The 13,774-nt window shown below is 74.8% G+C and carries 10 protein-coding genes; 6 read left to right on the forward strand and 4 right to left on the reverse strand.

The features are described from left to right. The first annotated feature begins 84 nt into the window (after nt 1-84). Complete coding sequence (locus NQZ70_RS36765; protein ID WP_129578397.1) at nt 85-1,491, forward strand: NAD-dependent succinate-semialdehyde dehydrogenase; 1,407 nt, start codon at nt 85-87, stop codon at nt 1,489-1,491. A 222-nt stretch (nt 1,492-1,713) separates the two neighbouring features. Continuing rightward, nucleotides 1,714-2,067, forward strand: coding sequence for a DUF1801 domain-containing protein (locus NQZ70_RS36770; RefSeq protein ID WP_237244369.1), 354 nt, complete (start codon nt 1,714-1,716; stop codon nt 2,065-2,067). A gap of 40 nt (nt 2,068-2,107) precedes the next feature. Here NQZ70_RS36770 and NQZ70_RS36775 read toward each other — a convergent pair whose 3' ends face one another. Next, complete coding sequence (locus NQZ70_RS36775; protein WP_129578399.1) at nt 2,108-4,534, reverse strand: substrate-binding domain-containing protein; 2,427 nt, start codon at nt 4,532-4,534, stop codon at nt 2,108-2,110. A 138-nt stretch (nt 4,535-4,672) separates the two neighbouring features. On the opposite strand from NQZ70_RS36775, the gene NQZ70_RS36780 reads away from it, so the two are divergent. Genes NQZ70_RS36780 through NQZ70_RS36795 form a run of 4 tightly spaced genes read left to right on the forward strand, consistent with a single transcriptional unit; the run spans nt 4,673 to nt 8,672 of the window. Beyond that, entirely contained in the window at nt 4,673-5,650 is a 978-nt protein-coding gene (locus tag NQZ70_RS36780; protein WP_129575679.1) for a fumarylacetoacetate hydrolase family protein, read from the forward strand. After that, complete coding sequence (gene maiA, locus NQZ70_RS36785) at nt 5,647-6,321, forward strand: maleylacetoacetate isomerase (RefSeq protein WP_129578400.1); 675 nt, start codon at nt 5,647-5,649, stop codon at nt 6,319-6,321. Before NQZ70_RS36780 ends, maiA begins: the two co-directional genes overlap by 4 nt. Nucleotides 6,322-6,360: 39 nt before the next feature. Beyond that, the gene (locus tag NQZ70_RS36790) at nt 6,361-7,512 is read left to right on the forward strand and encodes a 4-hydroxyphenylpyruvate dioxygenase family protein (protein ID WP_129578401.1); all 1,152 of its coding nucleotides are present in this window, start codon (nt 6,361-6,363) and stop codon (nt 7,510-7,512) included. After that, nucleotides 7,512-8,672, forward strand: a complete 1,161-nt coding sequence (locus tag NQZ70_RS36795) for a homogentisate 1,2-dioxygenase (RefSeq protein ID WP_129578402.1) — start codon at nt 7,512-7,514, stop codon at nt 8,670-8,672. Before NQZ70_RS36790 ends, NQZ70_RS36795 begins: the two co-directional genes overlap by 1 nt. A gap of 12 nt (nt 8,673-8,684) precedes the next feature. Here the strand turns inward: NQZ70_RS36795 and NQZ70_RS36800 are convergent, their stop codons facing one another. The 3 genes from NQZ70_RS36800 to NQZ70_RS36810 all read right to left on the reverse strand — a co-directional run bounded on the left by NQZ70_RS36800 (nt 8,685) and on the right by NQZ70_RS36810 (nt 13,689). Next, complete coding sequence (locus NQZ70_RS36800) at nt 8,685-9,230, reverse strand: hypothetical protein (RefSeq protein ID WP_129578403.1); 546 nt, start codon at nt 9,228-9,230, stop codon at nt 8,685-8,687. Nucleotides 9,231-9,244: 14 nt separating this feature from the next. Continuing rightward, nucleotides 9,245-10,348: a deoxyhypusine synthase family protein gene (locus NQZ70_RS36805; protein WP_129578404.1), complete on the reverse strand. Its 1,104-nt coding sequence runs from the start codon at nt 10,346-10,348 to the stop codon at nt 9,245-9,247. A gap of 68 nt (nt 10,349-10,416) precedes the next feature. After that, nucleotides 10,417-13,689, reverse strand: a complete 3,273-nt coding sequence (locus NQZ70_RS36810) for a hypothetical protein (protein WP_129578405.1) — start codon at nt 13,687-13,689, stop codon at nt 10,417-10,419. Nucleotides 13,690-13,774 lie beyond the last annotated feature (85 nt).

A 13,774-nucleotide genomic window follows, 5' to 3' on the forward strand; every position in this document is an offset into this window, starting at 1 on the left:
TGCCGGGATCGCTCGGCGCGCTCTTGGCCGGCAGGAGACGGGCGCGGCCCCCCGGCGCTCGAAGCTCGAAGAGGAGGCACATCCGTGAACACCGCGATCGCGACGATCAATCCAGCGACGGGAGAGACGCTCGAGACCTTCGAGCCCCTCTCGTCGGCGGCGCTGGAGCAGAAGGTGGCGCGCGCGCACGCCACGTTCCGCAGCTTCCGGCGGACCCCGGTCGCCGAGCGCGCCCAGAAGCTCCGCCGGGCGGCCGAGATCCTGGAGGCCGAGAAGGAGCAGCTCGGGCGGCTCATGACGCTCGAGATGGGCAAGACCATCGGCTCCGCCATCGCCGAGGCCCAGAAGTGCGCGACCGTGTGCCGCTACTACGCCGACAACGCCGAGCGCCTGCTCGCCCCCGAGGAGGTCGCCACCGACGCCGGCAAGAGCTACGTGGCGTTCCACCCGCTCGGCCCGGTGCTCGCCATCATGCCGTGGAACTTCCCGTTCTGGCAGGTCTTCCGGTTCGCGGCGCCGGCGCTCGTCGCCGGCAACGTCGGCCTCCTCAAGCACGCGTCGAACGTCCCCCGCTGCGCGCTCGCCATCGAGGACATCCTCCGCCGGGCCGGCTTCCCGGAGGGCGCCTTCCAGGCGCTGCTCACCGGGACCGACGTGGTGCCGCGCCTGCTCGCCGACCCGCGCATCGCGGCCGCGACGCTCACCGGCAGCGAGAACGCGGGGCGCAGCGTCGGCGCCCACGCGGGCAAGCACCTCAAGAAGGTGGTGCTGGAGCTCGGCGGCAGCGATCCGTTCATCGTCCTGCCGAGCGCCGACCTCAACGCCGCCGTCGGGACCGCGATCAAGGCGCGCATCATCAACAACGGGCAGTCCTGCATCGCGGCGAAGCGCTTCATCGTGCACGAGTCGGTCGTGCCGGAGTTCGAGCAGCGCTTCGTCGCGGCCATGCGGCGCCTCCGGGTGGGCGATCCGATGGACCCGTCGGTCGACGTCGGGCCGCTCGCCACGGCGCAGATCGCCGCGGAGCTCGAGGAGCAGGTGCGGGCCTCGGTGGCCGCGGGCGCGCTCCTGCTCACCGGCGGCAAGCGGCTGAAGGGGCCGGGCAACTACTTCCCGCCGACCGTGCTCACCGACGTCCGGAGCCCCTCCCCCGCGGCCGACGACGAGCTCTTCGGCCCGGTCGCCGCCGTCTTCCGCGTCGCCGACCTCGACGAGGCGATCCACATGGCGAACTCCACCCGGTTCGGCCTCGGGGCGAGCGCGTGGACCCGCGACCCCCAGGAGCGCGAGCGCCTCATCGACGAGCTCGAGGCCGGCCAGGTGTTCATCAACGGGATGGTCGTGTCCGACCCGCGGCTGCCGTTCGGCGGGGTCAAGATGTCCGGCCACGGCCGCGAGCTCTCGTCGTACGGCCTGCGCGAGTTCGTGAACATCAAGACCGTCTGGATCGCCAAGGACGAACGACCGAGGGGGTTGCCGGCAACCGAGTAAACCGAGTAACCCGCGCGACCACATGATCACGTGACCACGTAACCACGTGACCCGGGTCACGCGCCCGCCGCCGCCGGGCCGAACGCGACCGAGCGCGACCGAGCGCGACCGAGCGCCCGAGCGCCCGAGCGCCCGAGCCGAAACGTGGCGTCGCCCTGCGCAGCCGGTTGCGTCTCCGTGAACGTCGACCTAGCGTAATCGATTGTGTCGGACGATCCGGCCGTGGCCGCTCTGCTGAGCGAGTACCCTCCCGCAGCGCAGCAGCTGACCCTGCGCGTGCGCAAGCTGCTCCTCCGCATCATCCCCGACGTGCACGAGCACGTCTATCCAGGCTGGCGGATCATCAGCTTCCGCATGGGCGACGCGCACAAGCGCCAGATCTGCTGGCTCGCCCCGCAGCGCTTCGGCGTGAACCTCGGCTTCGAGCACGGCGCCGAGCTGCCCGATCCGAGCGGCCTGCTCACCGGCGACGCCAAGCAGGCCAGGAACGTCCACATCCGCTCGGCCAGGGACGTGGACGTCCCCAAGATCGCCGCGCTGGTCGCGGCCGCCGTCGAGCTCCGCCGGGACCGCTGACCGCGCGGGGCCGCGCGGCCCGAGCGGCGGGCGCCGCGGCTCAGGAGCGCCGGTAGACGACCCGCCCGCCGGTCTTGCCCAGCGCGTACGAGAACCCGAGCTCCAGCGTGGAGCGGGTGACGATGCCCCCGAGGTCGAGCCCCTGCTCCACCATGAGCCGCGCCGCCTCCGGCGCGATCCCGACGAGCACGACCTCGGACCCGAGCATCGCGGCGGCGCGCGCCGCCTGCGCGATGTGGCTCGCCGCGCTCGCGTCGACGACCGCCATGCCGGTCACGTCGATGATCACGGCGCGCGCCTTGTGCTCGGAGATCTCCTGCAGCATCGCCTCGATGAAGCGGCCGGAGCGCTGCGCGTCCAGCGTGCCGACGATCGGCATGACGAGGACGCCGGGCGCGATCGGCACGGCAGGGCTCGACATCGCGGCGATCGTGTCGAGGAGCGCCTCCTGGCGTCGGCTCAGCGACTCGAGCTCCCGCGTCCGCTCCTTGATCCGCGAGAGCAGCCGCGCGTTCTCGAGCACGACGGCCGCCACGGCGGCCACGCGCTCGATCAGCGCCAGGTCGTTCGCCGAGCACGCGTCGGGCCGCGGGCTGCTCAGGACGAGGACCCCGAGGACCGCGTCCCGGGAGACCAGCGGCACGCCGACCAGCGTGCGCGCGCCGTTCCAGCGGGCCTCGGCGACGTCGCTGAAGTGCTGGTGCTCGCTCGACGCGGTGTCGATGACGAGCGAGCTGCACGAGCTCATCACCCGGCCCACGAAGGAGTCCTCCTCGACCGGCGCGCGCTCGTCGTCGACGAGGCTCTCGCGCTCGGCCATGCCGATCACCAGGAACTCGAGCGGCCGCCCGCGGCCCGACGCGCCCAGCCGGCGGTTCGTGATCCGGCGGGCGGAGCTCATGGCGAGGTGATCCGAGAGCGCCACCGAGAACGGCGTGCGCTCGACCGTCACGACGTCGACGCCCGTGTCGATGAAGCGCGACGCCGGCAGGGCCTCGAGCGCCGCCTCGACGCCGCGCGTGGCCATGTCGTAGAGCACCTGCACCGAGCGGTACCCCATGTCGTACTCGCGCTGCACGATCGCGGCGTGGACCACGCCGTCCTGGAGCATGGCGACCGTGGGCGTGATGAGATCGAAGGCGACGAGCTTGAGATCCCCGGACCGGCCGAGCGTCACCGAGGCCGCGCCGAAGCTCGGGCCGTTCTCGCTGCACACCCCGAACGCGCCGGCGATCTCGGGGTCGGCGCGCAGCGCGGAGGTGGCGAGCTCGATCCCGCGCGCGGGGTCGAAGTGGTTCTCGAGGGGCGCGCCGACGCGGAGCGCCGAGCCGGCGATCGCCTCGCGGAAGCCCTCGAGGCGCTCGCCCGCGTTGGACACGGCGAAGGAGGCCGCCTGGGTCACGACCAGGCCCCCCTGCGGCAGGAGCCGCAGCATCACCTCGCCGGCGAGCCTGCCGGCGGCCCGGTTGTCGGTCCCGATGTAGACCGGGGCCGCGCTGCCCTGCACGGTCGGCGAGTCGATCGCGACCACCGCGACGCCCGCCGCGACCGCGCGGCGGATGAGCGGCTCGAGCGCGACCGGATCGATCGGCGCGACGGCGATGCCCATCACGCCCCGGCGGAGCCCTTCCTCGAACAGCGCCTCCTGCGACGCGGGGTCGGCGCCCACCCCGCTCGTGAACGCCACCGCGACCCGCAGATCCCGCCCCGCGGCCAGCGCGCCGTCGCGCACGTTGTTCCAGTACGCCGTCATCGGCCGGCGGGGGGCCCTGTAGAGGCGCAGCGTGCGCCGCGCGTCCGCCGCGGGCTCGCGCCCCGCGTCCTCCAGGATGGCGAGGTCGATCGTGCCCCAGCGCGGGCCCGTCTGCACGCTCCGGATCCCGTCCGCGAGCGTCTCGATGAGCTCCACGAGATCGACCGACTCGGCGACGGAGCTCAGCACCTCCTCGAGCAGGCGCAGCTCCTGGGCGACCTGCGCCTTCTCCTCGAACAGGCCGCGCCGCTCGAGCGCGGCGCCCGCGCTCTCCGCGACCGACTCCACGAGCGCGCGGTACGGGCCCGAGAGCGGCGCGCCGTCCGCCTGCTCCAGCGCGAGGTAGGCGCCCGGCCCTCCGAACAGGGGCACCGGCACGACCTGCACGTACGCGCCCTCGGGCGGCCAGCCGGGCCGCGCCGCGACCTCGGGCAGGTGCGCCCGGTACCACGCGGCCGCGGGGACGAGGCACGGGCCGCGCGCCGCCTCGGGCGCCGCGGCCGGACCGAACGGCGCCGACGCGCTCAGCAGCCCGCCGTCCGACGGCATGCGCAGCTTGCCTGGCAGGATGCCGTCGAGCCCCACGGTCGCCGTGTACACGAGCCGCCGTCCCGCGCGCACCAGCAGGCCGCCGCGCTGCGCGCCGGGGAGGCTGGCCATGGCGCGCTGCACCAGGTGGTGGAGCGTCGAGAAAACATCGAGTCCGGTATTCATGCAGATCCGTTCAGCCGGTCACCCGTTCGCTCGCTGCGCGCGACGCAAGGGAGCACCGCACTAGCAGGCGCGAGCGGCCTCGTGCTTGTCAAGCGGAGACGATGAGAGCACCGTACCGCACGAGGAGCTCGCACCCGCATGAAGCTCGCCTCTCTCCGCGGCCCCGGCCGCGACGGCACGCTCATCGTCGTCCGCCGCGACGGCCTCGCCTACGCGCCGGCCGGCGCCGCCTTTCCCACGCTCCAGGCCGCGCTCGACGACTGGGAGCGCGCCGAGCCGGCGCTGCGCCGCATCGCCGACGACATCGAGCGCGGCGGCGCGGCCGTGGCCCCGCTCGCCGTGGAAGAGCTCGCCGCGCCGCTGCCCCGCGCGTACGAGTGGATCGACGGGTCGGCGTACATCCACCACATCGAGCTCGTGCGCAGGGCGCGCGGCGCCGAGCCCCCCGAGACGCTCACGACCGATCCGCTCGTGTACCAGGGCGGCTCCGGCGTGCTCCTCGGGCCGACCGACGATATCGTCCTGCGCGACCAGGCCTGGGGCCTCGATTTCGAGGCCGAGGTCTGCGCCGTCCTCGGCGACACCCCGCAGGGCGCGCGCCGCGACGAGGCCCACCGGCACATCCGCCTGTTCCTCCTGGCCAACGACGTGACGCTGCGCAACCTCGTGCCCGCCGAGCTCGCCAAGGGCTTCGGGTTCTTCTGCTCCAAGCCGGCGACGGCGTTCTCGCCGTTCGCGATCACGCCGGACGAGCTCGGCGACGCGCTCCGCGACGGGCGCGTCCACCTGCGGCTCCGCTCCACGTACAACGGCGCGCTCGTCGGCGACCCCGAGGCCGGCCCGGAGATGCACTTCTCGTTCTTCGACCTCATCGAGCACATCGCCAGGACCCGCAGCTTCACGGCCGGGACCCTCCTCGGCAGCGGCACCGTCTCGAACCGGGACCCGGCGCGCGGCGTCTCGTGCCTGGCCGAGAAGCGCATGCTCGAGGTCCTCGCGCACGGGGCGGCGAGGACGCCTTTCATGAAGCCAGGAGACACGATCATGATCGAGATGCTGAATCGCTCGGGAGAGAGCCTGTTCGGGCGCATCGCGCAGCGGGTGGTGGCCGGATGAGCGCCGCGCTCACGGGGCTCACGCTCTACGGCTACTGGCGCAGCTCGTGCAGCTGGCGCGCGCGCATCGCCCTCGCCTACAAGGGCATCGAGCACGCGTACCGGCCGGTGAACCTCGTCCGGGACGGCGGCGAGCAGCTCCGCGACGATTATCGGGCCAAGAACCCGATGGCGCAGGTGCCGCTGCTCGAGTTCGAGCAGGGCGGCGCCGTCCGGCGCGTGTCGCAGTCGGTGGCGATCGTCGAGCTGCTCGAGGAGCTGTTCCCCGCGCCGCCGCTCCTGCCCGCGGATCCGTACCTGCGCGCCAAGGCGCGGCAGCTCGCCGAGATGATCAACTCCGGCACGCAGCCGATGCAGAACACCGCCACCCTGAAGTGCGTGCGGGACGAGCTCGGCGGCGACGAGCGGGCGTTCGCGCGGCGCTACATCGCGTCGGGCCTCGCGGCGTTCCAGGCGGCGGCGAGCGAGCTCTGCGGGCGCTTCTGCGTCGGCGATCAGGTCACCGTGGCGGACGTCTTCCTCGTGCCCCAGCTTTACAATGCGCGACGCTACGACGTCGACCTCGCGCCGCTCTCGACCCTCACGCGGATCGAGGCGGCGTGCATGGCGCTGCCCGCCTTCCAGGCGGCCCACGCCGACCGCCAGGTCGACGCGGTCGCCGCGGGCGCGTAGCTCGCCCCCTGCGTTTACCCCTCGCGACGGAGGACCCGGATGGCCAAGGTGGAGTCGATCGGCATCAAGCGGGTGGAGGCCCTGCACTACTACGTGCGCGACCTGGAGCGGAGCCGCAGGTTCTACACGGAGAAGCTCGACTTCCAGGAGACCGCCGCGAGCTCGCCGGAGCTGAGCGCGGCGGCGGCGCAGCGGTCGGCCGTCTTCCAGGCCGGCGAGTGCGCCATCGTCTGCTCGCAGCCGATCGGCGAGGGCGGGCGGGCGTGGCGCTACCTGCGCAAGCACCCCGACGGGGTGGGCACGATCGTCTTCGAGGTGGAGGACGTGGACCGCGCCTTCCGGCTGCTCGACGGCCGCGGGGGCACGCCGATCGACGAGATCCACCGGGTGACCGAGGGCGGCGGCACCTTCGCCTCGTTCTCGATCACGACGCCGTTCGGGGACACCACCTTCCGCTTCGTCGAGCGGCACGACTACCCCGCGCTGTTCCCCGGCTGCGCGGCCTACGACGCGCCCCGCGGCGGCGAGAACCGGTTCGGGATCGCCCGGTTCGATCACATCACCTCGAACTTCCAGACGATGGCGCCGGCCCTGCTCTGGATGGAGCACGTGCTCGGGCTCGAGCCGTTCTGGAAGATCGCGTTCCACACGAACGACGTCGCGAAGGACGCGGGCCACGGCTCGGGCCTGCGCTCGGCCGTGATGTGGGACCCGGGCTCGGGCGTGAAGTTCGCCAACAACGAGCCCTACCGGCCGCACTTCAAGAGCTCGCAGATCAACGTCTTCAACGAGGAGCACCGCGGCGACGGGGTGCAGCACGTGGCGCTCGCCGTGGACGACATCCTCTCCGCCGTGCGGGCGATGCGCGCGCGCGGCGTGGAGTTCATGCCGACCCCGGCCGCCTACTACGACCTCCTGCCCGAGCGCCTGCAGCGGCTCGGCGTCGGGCAGCTCGACGAGGACGTGGCGACGCTGCGCGAGCTCGAGGTGCTGGTCGACGGCGACGGCGCGCGGTCGTACCTGCTCCAGATCTTCCTCAAGGAGTCGGCCGGCACGCACCGCGATCCGGAGGCCGGCCCGTTCTTCTTCGAGCTCATCCAGCGCAAGGGGGACCGCGGCTTCGGCGCCGGCAATTTCCGGGCGCTGTTCGAGAGCATCGAGCGGCAGCAGAAGGTCGAGGGGCGCGGCTGATGCTCGATCGCGTCGTCGCCGGGAGCGTCCCCCCGAAGCACCACGTCGCCCTCCGGAGCGAGGCGGGGGAGCTCCGCTACGAGGAGTGCCTGACGCGGGCGGGCTTCGACGGCCCCTACACGATCGCCTACCACGAGCGCCGGCCGCACGAGCACCGGCTCGCGCGGGCCGAGCACGGCTTCGCGCTGCCGGTCGCCGCGCCGCCGCGCCCGCTCGCGAAGCGGCACTACCGCTCGCAGGAGCTGCCGCGGCGGGGCGGGCCCGCGGTCGACTGCCGCGTGCCGCTGCTCTTCAACGACGACGTGGTGATCGGGCTCGCCCAGCCGGACACGGCCGATCCGGTGTACTTCGCGAACGCGGACGCCGACGAGCTGCTCTTCATCGCCCAAGGCGGCGGCGTCCTGCGCACGATGCTCGGCGACCTCCGCTTCGAGCAGGACGACTACGTCGTCGTCCCGAAGGGGCTCTTCCACCGCTTCCTCCCGGACGCCGCGCCCCAGCGCTGGCTCTCGATCCAGGCCGCGGACGTCCACCTCCCGCGGCAGTGGCGCAACGAGGTCGGCCAGCTGCGGATGGACGCGCCCTACTCCCACCGCGATTTCCGGCGGCCCACGTTCGTCGGCCCGCTCGACGAGGGCATCCGCGCGCTCGTCGTGAAGCGCGGCGGCGCGTTCCACGGCTTCGCCTGCGAGCGCTCGCCGCTCGACGTCGTCGGCTGGGACGGGACGGTGTACCCGTTCGCGTTCCCGATCGAGCGCTTCCAGGCGCGCGTCGGGCTCGTGCACCTGCCGCCGGACTGGCACGGGACGTTCGCGGCGCGGGGCGCCCTCGTCTGCAGCTTCGTGCCGCGCCCGGTCGACTTCCACCCGGAGGCGATCCCCTGCCCCTACCCGCACTCGTCCGTCGACTGCGACGAGATCCTGTTCTACTGCCGCGGCAACTTCACCTCGCGCCGCGGCGTCGGCCCCGGCAGCATCTCGCACCACCCGGCCGGCCTCCCGCACGGGCCGCACCCCGGCGCGTACGAGGCGAGCCTCGGGAGCCGCGCGACGAGCGAGCTCGCGGTCATGCTCGACACGCTCCGCCCGCTCGCGGCCACCCCGGCCGCGCTCGAGGTGGAGGACCCGGGCTACCAGGACAGCTTCATCGCAGGCCCCTGAGGGGCCCGGCGCTCAAGGCTTCAGGAAGCAGCTGCTGTTGCAGTCGTTGAAGCGCTGGGCTTCCTCGAAATTGATCCCGTTCAGCCCGTCGCAGGACACGCTGACGATGCACTCGGCGTTGCACGCGACCGGCTCGGGGCACGCCTCGGGGCCGCTCCCGAAGGGGGCTCCCTGCCCGCACCCCATGAGGTGCTCGTTGGCCCGCTCGCAGACGGTGCGGAAGACGGAGATGCCGCACTGGCGGAGGTTCCTCTCCTGGTCGTCGCAGCCGTCGTAGGAGAGCACGTCGTTCTTGCACTCGGCCTCCTCGTCGACGCAGGCCAGGTACTCGTCGAGGAAGGCGGGGCAGCTCGCCTGCACCGCGGCCTGCCTCGCGGCGTCCGTCTTGTCGATGCACTCGCGGTACCGCGCCTCGCTGCAGCCGCTGCAGTCGCACATGAGATCGCAGACGCGCTCCTCCTGCGAGGGGCAGCCGGCGACGAGGAGCGCGCCGCCGGCGGCGGCCAGGGAGAGGAGCGCCTCGAGGAGGCGCGGCGGGCGGGGCATGGCGGCGCGCATGGTGGCTTGCTCCGTTATTTCGGCATCTTGCCGAGCCGCTCGAGGAGGGCGCGCACGAGGAGCGGCCAGGCGACCGTGGCGTCCGCGTACACCTCGGCGAACCGGCCGCCCTCCTGCGACGGGGTGAACTTCCCCCAGCTCACGCCCTCGGAGTAGGTGCAGCCGGAGAGGCCGCCCCAGTGCACCGGCTCGGGGCAGATGCGGACGCCGTACTGGAACCGCGGGTGATCCACCTCGATGTCGAGGCGATCGCCCACGATGTCGTAGAACGGCGCGACCTGCTGGGCCCAGTTGCGCGGGACGCCGCCGCCGATGGTGAAGATGCCGAGGCGCTTCTTCGTGCGGACCAGGCGGGCGTAGCTCAGGAGATCGAGGAACGGGTTGTACGGCGGCGGCACCGCCTCGCGCCACACGTCGAAGCCCGGCTTGTCGCCGTGCTGCGCCTTCACCTTGCGCAGCATCCACGTCGCCACGTCGAGGCCCATCTCGCTGTCGGTGAAGGCCGGCACGTAGACGGGGACGTTGCGGAGGTACGCGCTCCGGAGCACGCCGGGCGAGTCGCCCATCTCGGCCAGCGCCTTGCCGAGCTGGCGGCAGACGATCTCGCTCGACAAGGGCGACCCGTCGTCCAGCTTGTCGAGCTCCTTCCGGACGAAGACCTCGATGGCGTTGAGGTTCTTCTCCATCTCGAGCGTGTCGTAGACGCGGTTGTACCCCTTCTCGAAGTACGTCTCGTCCGCGATGGCCGGGTTCGCCTTGTAGTGGGTCAGCCCGACCGCCTCGCTCAGCCCGTGCGCCATGAGCGCCCCGGTGCTGATGATGCAGTCGATCATCCCGGCCTCGATCATCCGGACGATGACGACGCCCATCTTGGCCACCGTCATGGCGCCGGAGAACGTCGCCACGACGAGGCAGTCGTCGTCACGCACCATCGTCTCGAGCACGTCGCACGCCTCGCCGAGCGCACGGCCGCTGAAGGCGGTCCGGCTCATCGCGCGGAGCAGATCGTCGAACGACCCGATCTTCAGCGGGTCGAGCGCCTCGAGCGGGACGAGCTTGTCTTCGACTCCATCGCTGAGATGGCGGTGCGAGGAGCGCGGGTGTTTCGAAGAGGACATAGCGCGCGAACATATAGCCGCGCCTGGGGTGGGGCGTCGAGCACGAAGCTCCCCGCGGCAGCGGCGTTTCAGGGCCGGACGGGCAGGGAGCACGCGAGGCGGCGCGCGGTTCCACGTGCGGTTACGGTTCCACGTACGGCGCCGCGCGCCGTTCCTCCGAGCCTGCCAGCGCCTTCGCCGATCCCGCGCTCGCCACCTTCGGCGCGCTGGGCCGCGAGATCGGCGCGCACGAACGCGATCTCGCCCGCGCCGGGGCGGGCGCTCGGCGGGGCCTCGGTCCGGCGAGAGGGCTCGATCAGCGCGGCGATCTTCGCCACGCAGGCGTCACGCCCTGACACACGAACGTCATAGACAGCCGTGCTCGCGGTCGCGCCGCGGCCGTCGAGGGTCGCGGCGGCGCTCGCGCGGTCCAGCACGAAGCGCGCGCCGCGCGGGCGCGCGGGGCACGCTGGAAGGCGCGTGAGCTCGGCGCGGACGTTCGGGGCGATCTCCCAGCCGTCGAGCGGCAGCAGCGGCGGGGCCTTCGCCGGCACGGCCGTCTCCGGAGGTGCGCCCGGCGCGGCCGTCTCCCGAGACGCTCCACGCGCGCCTCGCTGCGCGGGCGCCCCCGGCGCGGCCTTCTCCGCGGGCGGGATCGGCACCGTGCGCCCGAGGGTCAGGTCGCGGAAGCCGAGCAGCAGCGGCACGCCGGCGGCCGTCGGCTGCCCGAGCGCGCGCGCGCCGCGGCTCGCGACCGAGGCGATCGGCCGCGGGGCCTCGCCGGATCGCCACGCGATGAGCGACGGGCCGTGGAGCCACGCGATCGGCCCGTCCGGCGCCTCGCCGAAGGCGACCTCCGCCTCGGGCATCAGCTCCTGCGGCGCCTCGACGGCCTCGGGGCCGCGGCCGGGCCTCGCCCGGACGAGCAGGTCGCGGCCCGAGGCGCGCACGCCGAAGACGATCCGGTCGCCGGACGCCGCGAACCGCGTCAGGATCGCGTCGTACCCGACGCCCTCCGGCGCGGGGCCCGTCCACGAGCGAACCCGGGCCCCTGGCTCGGTGGGATCGAGCCAGCGCAGCGTCCACGAGACGCGCGGCGCCGCGGCGCCCCGCCCCGGGCCGGCGCGCCTGGCCGCGCCGTCGGTCGCGGTCGCCTCGAGCACGGCGACGGTGGAGAGCGGGCCCCAGCGCCGGTCGCTCACCGACGAGGCGCGCCGCTGCCCCGCGGGCCCGGGCGTCGCGCCGCCCGCGAGCAGCGCGAGCGCCTCCTGCGCGCTGCTCGGCGGCGGCACGCCCTGCGGCGCGGGCGGCGGCCCCGGCTGCGTCGTGCAGGCGAGCGCGCGCTCCGGGAGCGCCGGCGGCGGGCGGTGCGGCAGGAGCGGCGCGACGTCGAGCGCCGGCCCGGCGGCGGGCGCCCCCGGCGCGGGCAGCGCCGGGCCCCAGCCGACGCGGAGGTAGGCGTCGATCTTGAGGCCGACCTCGTTGACGGCCAGCACCCCGGGCTCCGCGAGCAGGTCGCCGAGCTGGGCGGTCGCCTCCAGGGCGCGGGGCGGGGCCTCGACGGGCGCCCACGAGCGGCCGGCGTCGGTCGACGCGAGCACCTTGCCCTCCCCGACCGCGACGCCGCGGCCGCCGTGGATCAGGGCGTGCGCGGCGCCGGCCAGGCGAGCCCGCGACGCCTCGCCGCCGCGGGGCACGACCGCGGCGGTGAGCGCGCCGGCCTCGTCGGCCACCACGAACGACAGGGCGCCGTCGCGCCCCTCCTCGATCGGGCTGACCACCTGGACGTCGCCGCCCCCGTCGCGCAGCCAGCCGAGCGGGATCAGCGGCTCCTCCCGGCCGCGGGCGTCGATCACCGCGACGTGGGCGCCGGCCGCGGCGCCCTCGCGGCCCTGTCCGCCGCGGGGCGCGGGCTCGGCCGCGGGCTCCTCGCGGGGCGCCACGTCGCTGTCCCAGAGGCCGCGCACGATCGCGATCCGGCCGTCGGCGAGCGGGCCCGCGCCGCGCCAGTGGATGTCGGTGCCCGGGCGGACCGTGATCCACGCCCCGCTCGGCTGGCGCACGCACGCGCTGCCCTCCTCGTCCGCGTCGCACGGCGCGAGCAGCATGGCGCCCCCGCTCGGCGACACCCGGAGCTCCGCCTCGCCGCTCCGCAGGAGGACCGGGGGCTCGCGGCCGAGGGGGCCGCCGGCGGTGACCTGGAGCACGCCGAACGGATCGTGGCGCCTGTCCGCACCCTCCTCCCCGAGCGCGCAGGCCACCCACACCGAGCGCCCCGCGCGGCCGACGCCGCAGGCGCTCAGCCACCAGTCGCCGCGGGCGAAGCCGGCGAGCTCGTGCAGCGCCCCAGAGGCGAGGTCCACGCGGGCGAGGAGGCCGTGGCTCGCCGCGATCGCGGCGTTCCCCCACGCCGCGCCGCTCGCGATCGCGGCCTCGAGCGGGTGGCGCCCGGTCGCGCGGATCCAGCGGAGCAGCGGGGCGTCCGCGCCGGGCTCGGCCGCGTCGCCGGCGGGCGCGAGCCGCGCCTCGGCGACGAGGATCCGCGCCTCGCGCTGCCCGGGCGGCGCGGCCGCGCCCTGCGCCACCGCGAGCAGCTCGTCGCCGCGCAGGCGCAGGCCGGAGAGGTGGAGCAGGGCGGCGGCGGGGTCGGTCCCCGGGCCGTCGCCGGGCGGCGCCGGGGCGACGGGGCGCCACGACGCGCCGCCGTCGGCCGTGACCGCGAGCCCCGCCGCCTCGAAGAGCCCGGCGCCTTGCCGGAGGTCCCGGAACGCGACGGCGCGGAGCGGCAGGGCGGGCAAGCCCGGCAGCGCGCGCGGCTGCCCGGTCTCGATGTCGAGGAAGCTCGGGAGATCCGAGGCGGCGTCCCACACCGCCACGACGGCGGGCCCGCCGCCGATGCGAAGGAGCTCGGTCTCGGACCGGGCGAGGACGGCGGGCGCGCCGAGCGGATCATCGAACCGGTAGACGCCGTGGACCCCGCGCCCGACGAGCCGCGGGCCGGCGGCGGACGGCACGAGCGCGAGCTCGATCAGGGGCTCGGGGCAGGGGGCGGTCTCCGGCCGGGCTGCGCCGTCGCTCCCGACGAGGACGCGCCGGCCGCCGAGCAGGGCCATGGTGCCGCCGGCGACCCGGGGGCCGACCGCGGTCGCGCCGCTCGCGTCGACCCAGCGGGCGCGCAGGGGCTCCGGCGCCGGCGGCGGGGGGTGCGCCGGCGCGGGCGCGCGGCCCTCCTGCGGCGCGGGTCGGGGCGGCGCGCCCCCGCAGCGGGCGAGCGCGAGCGCCGTGAGGAGCGCGGCCGCGCGCCGCGACCGGCGCGGGGGCGCTGCGAGGCGGGGCGCGCCCGCCGCTCTGGACTGCATCATCGCGGCGGAGCCTACCGTGATCCGCGGCCGCGGCGACGCCGCGAGCGCCGGCGCCCGGCGCCGCCGGACGCGGGGGTGTCCGCGG

The sequence above is a fragment of the Sorangium sp. So ce836 genome (assembly GCF_028553905.1).
Taxonomy (GTDB): domain Bacteria; phylum Myxococcota_A; class Polyangia; order Polyangiales; family Polyangiaceae; genus Sorangium; species Sorangium cellulosum_D.

Coding starts and splice junctions, on each gene's coding strand:
- NQZ70_RS36775 (WP_129578399.1), bottom strand. CDS start 4,534: ATGAATACCGGACTCGATGTTTTCTCGACGCTCCACCACCTGGTGCAG.
- NQZ70_RS36780 (WP_129575679.1), top strand. CDS start 4,673: ATGAAGCTCGCCTCTCTCCGCGGCCCCGGCCGCGACGGCACGCTCATC.
- maiA (WP_129578400.1), top strand. CDS start 5,647: ATGAGCGCCGCGCTCACGGGGCTCACGCTCTACGGCTACTGGCGCAGC.
- NQZ70_RS36790 (WP_129578401.1), top strand. CDS start 6,361: ATGGCCAAGGTGGAGTCGATCGGCATCAAGCGGGTGGAGGCCCTGCAC.
- NQZ70_RS36795 (WP_129578402.1), top strand. CDS start 7,512: ATGCTCGATCGCGTCGTCGCCGGGAGCGTCCCCCCGAAGCACCACGTC.
- NQZ70_RS36800 (WP_129578403.1), bottom strand. CDS start 9,230: ATGCGCGCCGCCATGCCCCGCCCGCCGCGCCTCCTCGAGGCGCTCCTC.
- NQZ70_RS36805 (WP_129578404.1), bottom strand. CDS start 10,348: ATGTCCTCTTCGAAACACCCGCGCTCCTCGCACCGCCATCTCAGCGAT.
- NQZ70_RS36810 (WP_129578405.1), bottom strand. CDS start 13,689: ATGATGCAGTCCAGAGCGGCGGGCGCGCCCCGCCTCGCAGCGCCCCCG.